The organism is Edaphobacter paludis (assembly GCF_039993895.1).
Lineage (GTDB): Bacteria > Acidobacteriota > Terriglobia > Terriglobales > Acidobacteriaceae > Edaphobacter > Edaphobacter paludis.
Window position 1 is genome coordinate 159,659 of record NZ_CP121194.1, and the last position, 13,370, is coordinate 173,028.

A 13,370-nucleotide genomic window follows, 5' to 3' on the forward strand; every position below is an offset into this window, starting at 1 on the left:
CCAACGCGTCCCTACTCTTCGGCATCACATCAGACTATGCTCGTCGAAGAGGACGAGCCCCTGATAGAGCCCTATGAGCGAAGCCCCAACCACTAAAAAAGTGGAAAGCCCTTGGCGCGACCGTCTGAGCGCGCTGCGCAATCTGCCACCAGTCCTGCGTATCTTGTGGGATTCGGGCCCGGCTGTGGTTACATGGGGGTTGATTCTGCGCGGCATCGTGGCGGTGCTTCCCATCGCCATTGCAAAAGTTGCTGCTCTCATCCTTCAGGACATTGCGGACGTCCTGCGCGGCAGGCCGCTCCCGCACAATTTCTGGATTCTGGTGGGGACCGAGGTCGGCCTGAACGTCGTCTTCGGTCTCATCACCCACGCGATCGACTACTCCGATTCGCTGCTGGCCAATCGCTACACCCAATACGTCAGCGTCAAGGTGATGGAGCAGGCATCGCGTCTGGACCTGACGACCTACGAGAACCCTGTCTTCTACGACCGCCTGGAGCGGGCGCGGGTGCAGGCCACCGACCGGCTCGGCATGATTCAGCAGATGGGCCGGTTGATCCAGCAGGTGATTACAACGCTTAGCTTTACAGTCGCGCTGGCATGGGCTTCTCCGTGGCTGGTGCTGCTGCTTGCGCTGGGCGTGCTGCCGTCGTTCCTCGGAGAGACGCATTTTGCCTTTCTCGGATATGCCAAAAATTTTCGTCAGACTCCGGCGAAGCGGCAGATGGACTACCTCCGCCAGGTTGCTGGAAGTCGCGAAGGAGCGAAGGAGGTTAAGCTCTTTGGCCTGCACCGGTTCTTCACTGACAAGTTTGAAAGGCTTGCCCATCAGATCTATGTCGAGGATGTCGAGCTATCCCGCTCGAAGCTGATCGTCGGTGGAATGCTCGGCGTCATCGGAACGCTGGGCTACTACGGCGCTTATATCTATGTCATCTGGCGCACGCTGGGCGGCGCGTACAACATCGGGAAGTTCACCTTCCTCACGACGTCCATTCAGCAGGCCAGTTCCAACCTGCAGCAGGTCTTCTCGACCGTCTCGGGCATCGCAGATCAAGCCCTCTTTCTTACCGATCTGATCGCTTTCTTCGAGATGGAGCCGACGGTGAAATCGAAGCCCGACGGCCACAAGATGCCTGTCCCGATCCGGAGCGGATTTGAATTTCGCAACGTCTCCTTTACCTATCCGGGGACTAATCGCACCGTCCTGCATAACTTCAACTTCACGCTATCGCCCGGCGAACGGATCGCGCTGATCGGCGAGAACGGCCAGGGAAAGACGACCGTGGTGAAGCTGATTACGCGCCTCTACGATCCGACCGAAGGCGAGATTCTGCTCGACGGCATCGACCTGCGTGACTACGCGCTCGACGACCTGCATCGGCACATCGGGGTGATCTTTCAGGACTTCATGCGTTTCGAGATGACGGCGCGGGAGAACATTGCCGTTGGCCGTGTCGACCAGCCGCACAGCGAGAGCGATCTTGAAGACGCCGCGCACAAGAGTCTGGCCGATGAAGTGGTGAAAAAACTCTCCGGCGGCTACGACCAGATTCTGGGTCGTCGCTTCGAGGGTGGCGTGGAGCTATCGGGCGGCGAATGGCAGAAGATCGCGCTGGCCCGCGCCTATCTGCGCGACGCACAGCTTCTTATATTGGACGAGCCGACGGCTGCGCTCGATGCGCGCAGCGAGTTGGAGGTCTTTGAGCGTTTTGCCGAACTGACCCTGGGCAAGATGGCGCTGCTCATCTCGCACCGTTTCTCCACCGTTCGCATGGCGGACAGAATTGTGGTCCTCTCCGGTGGACGCCTGATCGAAGAAGGAAATCACGAACAACTGATGCATGCAGGCGGTCTGTACTCTGAAATGTTTGAAATGCAGGCTGCAAGCTACCGGTAGACGCGGCCTTGAATCTGTCGTTTTGTCATTAGAACCTCTGTTCCCGCAAGACGTTGCTGGAACAGTTTGCACGGCCATAAGGAAAGTCCATGTCTCAGCTCCCAACCGATCACACCTCCGAGAGTCTTCCGCCAACGGCGCCTGTGTCCGACCTGGTGACAGAGGGCCTGCCCGAGAAGCCGACGATCTCCGACGAGGAATTGCGGCACCATGCGGACATGCTGATTCGGCATCTGGAGATTGTCGCCCGTGGAACCGGCAACGACGACTTTGAAGCACGCCTGACCAGGCTGACAACCCGGCTCAAGGAACGCCTGGCCATCTGCCGCGAACAGACCTCCAGCAGTCAATTGACGCCGCAGCTTGAACTGCTCGAAAGCACGCGCATGCTCAAAGCTGCGATTGCCGGTACCGAGAGCGCGAAAGATGGTTTTGCCAAGGTACCCCATGTGCGGCTTCCATCGGGAGAAGTGCTGCCGCAGGTCGTCTTTCTCGCAGAGGGATATCTCTCCGTAGCGCGAATATGGTCACCTGAGTCGCTTGCGATTTATGTGAAGCAATTCCAGCGGCGCGATGCTCTGCTGCTGGAGGAGATCGGCCTTCTGCCGCAGGCCCTGAAGCTGGCCCAACTGGAGTTCATCCTCGACCGGGCAGATGAGGCCTTTTCAGCTGGGGAGCTTCCGGGCATCGAGGATTCCCCGTTCTCCGTGCCGCTGCATGGCCTGCGGCGATTGGATCAGGCCGAGTGGCGTCCCTTGCTCGAACCGCTGATCGCATTCGATGCCATCCTCCGCCAAGACCCCGCCGGCGCGTTCGCGAACATGGAAGATGAGACGCGCAGCATGTACTACCAGCGCGTCGCCGAGATGGCAAGCCACGCCAACTTCAACGAAGTCGAGACGGCGCAGGCTGCGCTCGATCTTGCGCGCGAGTCGGCTGGCGTGCCCCACGCGGACGCTCGCCTCGCTCTTCGCCAATCGCACGTTGGCTACTATCTTTTGGCCGAAGGCGTGCCGCAGCTGCACTATCGCATTGGGTATCATCCGCCGCCGATAGAGCGGCTGCGCGGCATGATGCGCCACTGGAATGAGGAGTTTTATATCCTCGGTACGTTCACCTTGTCGGTGATGCTGATTACCGCGATTATCCTTCCGCTGGTTCCTCATCATGATTACTGGGCCGTGATTGGTGCGCTTCTTTTTGCATTGGTGCCGGTGACGCAGGGTGCAGTCGACCTGATCAATGGCAGCATCACGGCGCTGCTGAAGGCGGAGCCGCTGCCGAAGCTCGATTTTTCAAAGGGCGTTCCGGCGGAGATGACGGCGCTGGTGATTGTGCCCACGCTTCTGATGAGCGAGAAGCAGGTCACGGAATTGTTTGAAGAGCTGGAGGCGCGCTATCTCGCAAATCAAGATCCGAATATTCACTTCGGATTGCTCACTGACCTGCCGGATACAACGACACGCCCACCGGAAGAGGACGACAGCCCGCTCGTCCATCTAGCACTTCGAATGGTCGATGAGCTGAATGCAAAATATGCGACGCAGGACGGAGGCTCTTTTTTCCTGCTGCATCGGCATCGTGTCTTCAACGCTCGCCAGGGCGTGTGGATGGGATGGGAGCGCAAGCGCGGAAAGCTGCTCGATCTCAACAAGCTGCTGGTCCATTCGTTGGATACTTTTCCCGTCAAGGCCGGTCCTCTTCAACTTCTGGATCGGGTGCGCTACGTCATCACCCTGGACTCGGACACGCAACTGCCGCGTGGCTCGGCGGCGCGGCTGACAGGAACGATCGCGCACCCGCTCAATCAAGCAATCATCGATCCGCGCCTGCGCATTGTCACGGCGGGCTATGGAATTTTGCAGCCGCGTGTCGGTGTCAGTGTTGGCTCGGCTTCGCGTTCGCGGATGGCAGCACTTTATTCAGGCGAAACAGGCTTCGACATTTACACACGCGCGGTATCGGATGCCTATCAGGACCTCTTTGGCGAAGGCATCTTCACCGGCAAGGGAATCTACGAGGTCTCCGTGCTGCATGAGTTGCTGGAGCACCGTTTTCCACGCAATGCACTCCTCTCGCACGACCTCATCGAAGGCGCTTACGTGCGCGCCGGGCTGGCTACGGATATCGAGGTGATCGACGATTATCCGTCGCACTATTCGGCGCACACTCGCCGCAAACATCGCTGGCTACGCGGGGACTGGCAGATCATGCGCTGGCTCTTCAATTCGGTGCCCGACGAGACTGGCCGGTCCGTCGTGAACCCCATCAGCACGATCTCGCGTTGGAAGATCCTCGACAATCTTCGGCGCAGCCTGATCGAGCCGGTCACCTTTCTTCTGTTCATCTTTGGATGGTTCTTCCTTCCCGGCGGCCCGGTCTACTGGACCATCGCTACGCTGATCGTCCTTCTGCTCCCAGGTTTGGTGCAGCTAGGTTTCAACATCAGCAGGGCATTGTTCAGTGCGAGCCTCGTCGCGGCAAAGGAGACGTTCTCTACCTTCGCCGCATCGCTCGGCATCACGATTCTCAATCTCATCTTCCTCCCCCATCACATGCTGCTCTCGCTGGATGCCATTGTGCGGTCGTTGAATCGAACGCTGATCTCTGGCAAAAACCTGCTCGATTGGGAGACGGCGGCACAAGCAGAGAGTGGAACATCGAAAAGTTCGCTCGACCGCTATCTGAACCTTTCGCCGATAATTGCCCTGCTGATTGCGGCCGCGTTGGCGTGGAGACATCCTCATGCGCTGCTGGCGGCAGCGCCGGTGCTGGTGTTGTGGGCGCTGGCTCCGGTTGCCGTGTTCTGGCTCGATTCGCCTCCGCGACGTGTGGAAGGCCCGCTGTCGACGGTGGACCGATCGTTTCTGAAGCGTCAGGCGTTGCATATATGGCGCTACTTCTCGGAGTTTGGCGGCGAGCAGAACCATTGGTTGATTCCCGACAATGTAGAGGAGCAAGGCACACGCCAGGCACTTACGCTTTCACCGACCAACCTCGGAATGCTGCTCAACGCGCGTCAGGCGGCGTATGAATTCGGATTTATTACGCTGCCGGAATTTGCTGCTCAAACACTGGGAACGCTCGGGACTTATGACCGGCTCGAAAAACAGCGAGGTCATATCTACAACTGGTATGACATCGGACGGCTGGAGCCAATTGCACCGAAGATTGTCTCGGCGGTCGATAGCGGCAACCTCGCCGCCTCGTTTTACACGCTGCATACTGGAGCGCTTGATCTGCTGAAGCGCCCCATATTGAATCCCAATACCTTTGCCGCTCTGGAAGACATGCTGCACGGAAGAGATGAAGCGGGCCACAGCAGGCAGCGCGGCAAGCAGTCATCCTCTGAAGGATCACAGACGATGCAGACGCTGGTTCGCCAGCTTATGGAAAATTCGCTGCCTTCGCCAAATGTCGAAGGCGAAGCGGAAGACTGGCTGATGGAAGAGGCTTCGCGCCGACAGCGGGCATTAGCATTGTTCATCGAGGAATATACGCCGTGGCTGCTGCCTCGCTTTGTTCCTTTGTTTGAATACTTCGGGCTCGCGGCATCAGAGAAACCGGCGGACCTCAAGAACAAGCAGGAGAGCCAGATTCCCACGCTGCAACAGGCGACACAATACGTGTCGGTACTGGAACGACGCATCGTGGATACTCCAGTCACTCATGCGGAGGGATCAAGTTTGAGGGCCCTCGCTACGGAGTTGCGCTCAATGCTTCCTTCGGCGCGAGAGAGGCTGTCACGGCTTCAGGCAGAGATAGCCGATATCGCCGTGCGGGCCGAACAATGCGCCGAGGCCATGCAGTTCGGCTTTCTGCTGGTTGAATCGCGGCAGCTTCTGTCCATCGGCTACGACGGCACTACGGGCGAGCTTCATTCCGCCTGCTATGACCTGCTTGCGTCGGAGGCCCGCATCGCGTCGCTGCTTGCCATCGCCAAGGGAGACATACCGCAGCAGGCATGGTTCCGGTTGAGCCGCTCGCACGTTCTGGTCAACGGCCGCGCAGCGTTGCTCTCGTGGACTGGCACCATGTTTGAGTACATGATGCCCGCGCTTTGGATGCGGACATTTCCCGATACACTGATCGCGCGTTCTCTGCATAATGCCGTGCGCATTCAGCGCGACCATGTGCGCGATATTCCGTGGGGTATCTCGGAGTCGGGTTTCGCCGAGACCGATGACTCAGGCCGCTACCGGTATCAGGCGTGGGGCGTTCCCGCACTGGCGCTGAAGTACGGCGCGGAAGATGGTCCGGTCATCTCTCCCTATTCCACCTATCTTGCGCTGCCGCTTCTGCGCAACGATGCGCTGGCGAATCTTCGTCGCATGGTCGCGATGAATTGGACGGGAGCCTATGGCCTCTACGAGGCCGCCGACTTCACCCAGGGCAAGCAGCCGCGCCTGGTGCGCTCCTGGATGGCCCATCATCAGGGCATGTCACTGCTTGCACTGACCAATCTGCTGCACGACAACATTGTTCAACGGTGGTTTCATGCAAATCCGCGGGTGCGTGCCACGGAGCTCTTACTGCATGAGAAGCCGTTGAGCAACGACATGCTGAACTCACTTAAGAAATAAATCGAAGGCAAAGGAACGGCGGGTTGACGTTCGATGAGAACACACCCTATGGTTGCTTCTGGGGAAAACCCAGAGGGAATTCATGCATCAGCAGAAAATTAAAACGCGACGGAAATTTCTGTTTAACACCATGGCCGCTGGAGCCGCGACCTTGCTCGCAAGCAACGGCAGCGCACAGACAGGCGATGCGAATGCAGCCTCTGCTTCGATAGCGTCTGCTGGAACTGCAAAAGAGGATCGGATGACCTGGCTTGCGATGTTGGAACAGGTCTCGGAGCCTGTTCTCCACGCTCTGAATGAACGCCGGTTGCGCGCAACCATGCCTGTTGAAGCGGCGGCGGGTCTGGCGGCGGAGCGTGCGATTGGCTCACCTCTGGAGGCCCTTGGCCGCCTTCTCGCCGGGCTGGCTCCGTGGCTTGAACTGGAACCATCCGCGCAGGAGTCGGCGCACGAGACGGCTTTGCGCAAACGATACCGGGGTTGGGCGCTCGCCGCCATTACATCCGCCGTCGATCCAGCTTCGCCCGATTTCATGCGTTTTGGCGCATCATCGCAGACCGTGGTCGATTCTTCCTTTCTTGCGTTGGCGCTACTTCGTGCGCCGCGCCAGCTTGTGCAGCCGCTGGATCCGTCGACACGACAGAGATTGGTGCAGGCGCTCACGTCAGAGCGCATCGTGCTGCCGGGATACAACAACTGGCTGCTCTTTGCTGCACTCAACGAGGCTGCCCTGAAGATGCTGGGAACCGATTGGGACCGCGTTCGCGTCGACTACGCCTTGCGCAAACATACGGAGTGGTATGTCGGCGACGGCACCTATGGCGACGGCCCGCACTATCACGCGGACTACTACGACAGTTTCGTCATCCACCCCTATCTATTGCAGCTCATCGAGACAGTGGGAGATGCCGAACCGGCGTGGAAAAATATGCTGCCAGAGATCCACGCGCGGGCGCAGAGGTACGCGGCTATTCAGGAGCGGGTGATCAGTCCGCAGGGCGAGTATCCCATCGTAGGACGCTCCATTACATATCGGTGCGGAGCCTTTCATTTGCTGGCCGATTGCAGCCTTCGCCACATGCTGCCCGAGGTTGTTCTTCCGCAACAGGTGCGCTGCGCTCTGACTGCGGTTCAGCGCCGGACTCTTGGTGTCCCTGGCACATTTTCTGCTGCAGGATGGCTGCGGATCGGGCTTGCGGGACATCAGCCATCGCTCGGCGAGACTTATATTTCTACTGGAAGCCTTTACCTGGCCAGTGCTGCGTGGCTGCCGCTTGGCTTGCCTCCTGCCGATCCATTCTGGTCAGCGCCTGCGGCACCATGGACGCAGCAGAAGGCCTGGTCGGGCGTGGATATCCCGGTCGATCATGCTCATGATGTGTAAAGCCGCATCAGGAGATAAGGCTGGTCCAATCCAGAATCACCTTGCCCGTCATCCCCGACATCATGGCCTGAAAGCCCTGCTCGAAGTCGGAGTAAGAATAGCGATGCGTGATGATCGGTGTGATATCCACACCTGATTCGATGAGGACACTCATCTTGTACCAGGTCTCATACATCTCGCGTCCATAGATTCCTTTGATCGTGAGCATGTTGAAGACGACCTGCCTGAGATCAAGCGGCATCTCCTGCGAGGGTATGCCGAGAATCGCAATCTTGCCGCCGTGACTCATGTTTGAGATCATCTCGCGAAGAGCAGCAGCGTTGCCGGACATCTCGAGGCCCACATCGAAGCCTTCCTGAAGGCCAAGCTGCTTCTGCACCTCGGCTATTGGCGTCTCCATTGGATTGACGGCAAGCGTAGCGCCCATCTTTCGCGCCAGTTCGAGGCGATACGGATTGGGATCGGTGATGACCACATGTCGCGCACCGGCATGGCGGACAACCGGGATACACATGATGCCGATAGGACCTGCGCCGGTGATGAGAACATCTTCAGCGAGCACATCGAAGGAGAGCGCCGTATGGACGGCGTTGCCGAAGGGATCGAAGATGGCGGCGACTTCCTGATTGATGTCGGGGTGATGTCGCCAGATATTCGTCATGGGCAGAGCGATGAACTCCGCGAAGGCTCCGGGGCGGTTCACGCCGACTCCGGAGGTGGCGGCGCAGAGATGCCTTCTGCCTGCAAGACAATTTCTGCATCGCCCGCAGACGACGTGGCCTTCGCCGCTGACGATGTCGCCGGGATTAAAGTCGTTCACGTTGGAGCCGACCTCGACGATCTCGCCGACGAACTCGTGGCCGATGGTCATGGGCACAGGAATGGTACGCTGGGCCCACTCGTCCCAGTTGTAGATATGAACGTCGGTTCCGCAGATTCCGGTGTAGCGAACACGGATGAGAACATCGTTGATGCCAATGGCTGGCTCAGGAACATCCTGCAACCACAGGCCGGATTTTGCGTGCGCTTTGACGAGTGCCTTCATTTGATCTCCATCACCAGTGGAACACTTTCTTCGATAGGACGCATCTTTAGATGGGCTTGCAATGGGTCAGTTTTCGAATTGCCGTACCCGATTCAGTGCAAAGGCTCGAATTCGTTTACCCAATGGAAATGCCTCTGAAGGAGCGGGTAGGTTCGGGGCAAGAACACCCGCTTAAGCGTAACCGTTCCCATCTGAGCCGCAGTCGGCCCCTTCGGGATCAGTAGCAGGTCGCTAGCATCGCTCTGATCCACAACGAAGATCATGAAGCCGCCCGCTTCATACAGCACACGTAGGACATGTGTCTTGCTGTCGTATACGGAACGCGATCGCCACATCGTTCCCCGCGCATCCTGCAGCATCATGTCCGAATTTGGATCGAAGAACACCGTTGTGATCGCCTGACCGTCACCACCTTTAATTCCGCTTTGCCCTTGTATCCGCCATTCTCCAGTGAACATCGAAGGATCACGCAAAGCCTCGAGCTTCATACGATATACGGTCCAGGTTCCCCAGGCATAACTACTGCAAGCCACCAGCACGAGGAGCACTTCGGCAAGGAGCGCTGCCCGGCGCGCGCGTGCGGTCCGGGGTTGCGGAGCCCACTGTGGTCGTTGCGGCACGGCATCGCGGCTGAAGAAGAACGAGCCAAGCCACTTCGCCTCGGGGATTAACAGCACAAGAGACATCACGACCAGCGTGAAAGACCAGAGCTTCACAGGTACATCAAAGACTGTGTCCAGCAGCGCGATGTTTGCCGTTACACCCAGCGCAAGCAGGGCGCCGGGAAAGGCAGTGCGCCGGAACAGCAGCAACACGGCCGTCAGCACTTCCACCCAGCCCAGCAACATTTCAAAGGCCGGGTGCAGACCATACAGACTCCAGAAGAGGAGGGTCGGCGAAGCATTCCCGACCGGTTCATTCAGCAACGCCAGTGGAGGCGAAGGGAACTGCAATGGAAATATCTTGATGAAGGCGTAGGGCAGCAGTGCTAATCCCAGCGTCACGCTTAACCCCAGCCGAAACCACAACAGAAGGTCCGCATACTGTACTCGCTTTCGATCAAAAACGCTCCACGCGGCCGCAGCAATTGCGCTCGTAAGCAGGATCAACAGCATTGCAACCCACGCCAATGCTCTATCGCCAGTTGCATCGTGTACTGTTGCTGCTCGCCCGGTCAGGTGGAAAAGATGCACACCTAACCAGATGGTCAGGTCATCGATGGGCGTGCGCAGCCATTCGCCAGCGGAGCGCCCAACAACAGGCACAGCTCCAAACAGTACCCCATGACTTTCAAAAAGGGATGTCAGCACAAGCAGACAGAATGCAAAGCGAAACAGTACTCGCTGCTGGAAACTCCACGTCGGCCATGCAGTCTGCTTTGTGTTGGTTGTCTCAGGGTAGTCAGCGGATGGAGTTTGTTTCAGACGATTTCTCCGAGGCGAGCTTGACGACTCTGCAAATCTTACGCCAGTCAAACAGACGGTGCTAGAGAGCCACAGACTACGATGAAGGACGCGGCTACAGCGGGCGAGGATAAGTCCTCACAAGTCGGTTTGTGGGAAGGTGTCTTATTCTCGAGTGACGGTTCAACTGATACGTTATCCGACACATGCCGGGCTTTCGTAGTAAATTCCAAACGCAGGCGTCGTTAGCAGAGTTATAAGGCCGAATGGGAGCCGATTAGCAAGAGGAATTTGGATTTACACAGCAACCCCTACATATCGCGGTTGACGTGAAATATAGCGCTTGATATAGTCGCTTTACTTCACGGTACCCAATTGCAAGATTGGGTTTAATAGGGAATCCGGTGAGAATCCGGAACTGCCCCGCAGCGGTAAGCAGGAACGAACATCCCGTAAAAAAGCACTGGTCTGGTCTTCAATGACAGGCTGGGAAGCTGGGATCAGTAGGCGGCCTGCAAGTCCGAAGACCTGCCGCGAGATGTGCCGATATGGCGCAAATTTCACGCACCTCCGAGGGGAGGATGGGGTGATCGGCGTTTGTCTCGGCGGTCCTTCCATCTGTGTCTTCCCGGAGCGAAAGGACCCTCCCCATGGCTACTCTACAGACGACGCTCTCCGACCTCGATCCTCAATTTCCTGCTGCTGATGTTGTTCCTCAGATGCAGGTCCGCAAGCGCAGTGGCGCGTTGGAGCCGGTGGACGTCAATAAGATTGTCCGGGCGGTGGAGCGGTGCTGCCATGGACTTCCGCATGTCGATCCGATACGGGTGGCAAGTAAAACCATCGGCGGATTGTTCGATGGGGCTTCGACGCGTGAGCTCGATTCCATTTCGATTCAGACTGCGGCGGCACTGATTGCCGAGGAGCCGGAGTACTCGAAGCTGGCTGCGCGGCTCTTGCTGGTGACCATCTCGAAGGAAGTGAGCGGGCAGAATATTTATTCGTTCTCGCAGTCCATTGAGGTGGGCCATCGCGAGGGTGTGATCTCGAAGGACGCGGCGGAGTTTGTGGGCGCTAATGTGCGGAAGTTGAACAGCGCTATTGATGATCGCTTTTCGGACCGCTTCGAATACTTTGGACTGCGAACGGTGTATGACCGCTACCTGCTACGGCATCCGATCACACGGCAGGTGATTGAGACGCCGCAGCATTTCTTCATGCGGGTTTCAGCGGGACTCTCAGTGCGGGTGAACGAGGCGATTGAGTTCTACAAGCTGCTGGCTTCGCATGACTATATGCCGAGCTCACCGACCCTGTTCAACAGTGGGACGAAGCACTCGCAGATGTCGTCCTGCTATCTGCTGGATTCGCCGGCAGACTCGCTGGACGCGATCTATGACACGTATAAGCAGGTCGCACTGCTGTCGAAGTTCTCGGGCGGCATCGGACTTGCATTTCATCGCGTGCGCGCGGAGGGCTCGCTGATTCGAGCGACGAACGGCATCTCGAACGGCATTGTGCCGTGGCTGCGGACACTGGATTCTTCGGTGGCTGCGGTGAATCAGGGCGGCAAGCGCAAGGGCGCGTGCTGCGTATATCTGGAGCCGTGGCATGCGGACGTCGAATCGTTTCTGGAGATGCGCGACAACACTGGCGATGCCGCGCGGCGGACGTACAACCTGAATCTCGCGAACTGGATTCCGGACCTGTTCATGCGCCGCTCTGATGAGGACGGCATGTGGTCGCTGTTCGATCCGAAGGATGTTCCACATCTGATGGACCTCTATGGCGAAGAGTTCGACAAAGCCTATGTGGAAGCTGAGGAAAAACAGCTTTATCGGCGGCAGGTGAAGGCCCGCGATCTCTACGCGCGCATGATGCGTACGCTGGCCGAGACCGGCAATGGATGGATGGTCTTCAAGGATGCCTGCAACATCAAGTGCAACCAGACGGGTGCCGCGGGTAATGTCGTTCATCTCTCGAATCTCTGCACGGAGATTACGGAGGTGACATCTTCAGAGGAGACGGCGGTGTGCAATCTTGGCTCGGTGAATCTTGCGCGTCATCTGACTGATGGTGCGTTCGATTTTGAGAAGCTCGCGGCGACAGTGCGCCATGCAGTGCCGATGCTCGATCGCGTCATCGACATCAACTACTATCCCGTGACACAGGCCGCCGTGGCGAATAGCCGCTGGAGGCCAGTGGGGCTTGGCGTGATGGGGTTGCAGGATGTGTTCTTTCAACTGCGCATTCCCTTCGATTCGCCGGAGGCGCGGATGCTCTCGGCGAAGATTCAGGAGGAGATTTATTTTCATGCGCTGAGCGCCTCGTGCGATCTGGCAGAGCAGCATGGGCCTCACGCCGCATTCCATGAGACGCGGGCGGCGAAGGGCAAGTTCCAATTTGAGTTATGGGACGTCATGCCGGCGGAGAAAGAGCGGTGGGAGCTGTTGCGCGAGCGGATGAAGACAGTTGGGCTGCGCAACTCGCTGCTGATTGCCATTGCGCCTACGGCGACGATTGCTTCCATTGTTGGATGCTACGAGTGCATCGAACCGCAGATCTCCAACATCTTCAAGCGTGAGACGCTCTCGGGCGAGTTCATGCAGATCAACAAATACCTCGTGACCGAGTTGCAGCAGCTCGGGCTATGGTCGGAAGAGGTTCGCTCGCGGATCAAGATGGCCGAGGGCTCGATTCAGAAGATTGCTGAGATTCCCGAGGAGTTGAAGCTGATCTATCGCACTGTATGGGAGATGCCAATGCGAGCGCTGATCGATATGGCGGCGGAGCGAGGCGCTTACATCGACCAGAGCCAATCGCTGAATCTCTTTGCGGAGTCGCCGAACATTGGGCGGCTGAGCTCGATGTATATGTATGCGTGGAAGCGCGGCATCAAGACGACATACTATCTGCGTTCCCGGCCGGCCACGAAGATTGCAAAGACTACGGTTGCCGTTGGTAACCGCGTGGACCTACAAGCGACGGCGAGCGCAATAAGCTGCTCGCTCGATAACCCCGAGTCCTGTGAGGCTTGCCAGTAAAGGCGAAAAAT

Annotated in this window: 6 protein-coding genes and 1 riboswitch; of the genes, 4 read left to right on the forward strand and 2 right to left on the reverse strand. The window is 58.0% G+C overall.

Going from position 1 to position 13,370, the window contains the following annotated elements:
* Window positions 1-73: 73 nt before the first annotated feature.
* From P4G45_RS00640 to P4G45_RS00650, 3 genes are all read left to right on the forward strand, one after another.
* Window positions 74-1,900 (forward strand): ABC transporter ATP-binding protein, encoded by a 1,827-nt coding sequence (locus tag P4G45_RS00640; RefSeq protein ID WP_348267767.1) that lies wholly within the window; start codon window positions 74-76, stop codon window positions 1,898-1,900.
* A gap of 89 nt (window positions 1,901-1,989) precedes the next feature.
* Window positions 1,990-6,483: a glucoamylase family protein gene (locus P4G45_RS00645; RefSeq protein ID WP_348267768.1), complete on the forward strand. Its 4,494-nt coding sequence runs from the start codon at window positions 1,990-1,992 to the stop codon at window positions 6,481-6,483.
* 82 nt (window positions 6,484-6,565) lie between these two features.
* A complete protein-coding gene (locus tag P4G45_RS00650; RefSeq protein ID WP_348267769.1) occupies window positions 6,566-7,867 on the forward strand; it encodes a DUF2264 domain-containing protein in 1,302 nt (433 codons plus the stop codon).
* 7 nt (window positions 7,868-7,874) lie between these two features.
* Here P4G45_RS00650 and tdh read toward each other — a convergent pair whose 3' ends face one another.
* Both tdh and P4G45_RS00660 read right to left on the reverse strand, forming a co-directional pair.
* Complete coding sequence (gene tdh, locus P4G45_RS00655) at window positions 7,875-8,912, reverse strand: L-threonine 3-dehydrogenase (protein ID WP_348267770.1); 1,038 nt, start codon at window positions 8,910-8,912, stop codon at window positions 7,875-7,877.
* 92 nt (window positions 8,913-9,004) lie between these two features.
* Window positions 9,005-10,177 carry a hypothetical protein gene (locus tag P4G45_RS00660; RefSeq protein WP_348267771.1) on the reverse strand — a complete coding sequence of 391 codons (1,173 nt, stop codon included), beginning with the start codon at window positions 10,175-10,177 and terminating at the stop codon, window positions 9,005-9,007.
* A 486-nt stretch (window positions 10,178-10,663) separates the two neighbouring features.
* Window positions 10,664-10,866: riboswitch (cobalamin riboswitch) on the forward strand.
* Between the two features lie 99 nt (window positions 10,867-10,965).
* Between P4G45_RS00660 and P4G45_RS00665 the strand changes: the two genes are divergently transcribed.
* On the forward strand, window positions 10,966-13,359 hold the full coding sequence (locus tag P4G45_RS00665) for a ribonucleoside-diphosphate reductase subunit alpha (protein ID WP_348267772.1): 2,394 nt from the start codon (window positions 10,966-10,968) through the stop codon (window positions 13,357-13,359).
* Window positions 13,360-13,370 lie beyond the last annotated feature (11 nt).

What these genes read in the sequence shown, in the direction of transcription:
- P4G45_RS00650 (WP_348267769.1), top strand. Translation starts at nt 6,566, where the DNA reads ATGCATCAGCAGAAAATTAAAACGCGACGGAAATTTCTGTTTAACACC.
- P4G45_RS00645 (WP_348267768.1), top strand. Translation starts at nt 1,990, where the DNA reads ATGTCTCAGCTCCCAACCGATCACACCTCCGAGAGTCTTCCGCCAACG.
- tdh (WP_348267770.1), bottom strand. Translation starts at nt 8,912, where the DNA reads ATGAAGGCACTCGTCAAAGCGCACGCAAAATCCGGCCTGTGGTTGCAG.
- P4G45_RS00665 (WP_348267772.1), top strand. Translation starts at nt 10,966, where the DNA reads ATGGCTACTCTACAGACGACGCTCTCCGACCTCGATCCTCAATTTCCT.
- P4G45_RS00640 (WP_348267767.1), top strand. Translation starts at nt 74, where the DNA reads ATGAGCGAAGCCCCAACCACTAAAAAAGTGGAAAGCCCTTGGCGCGAC.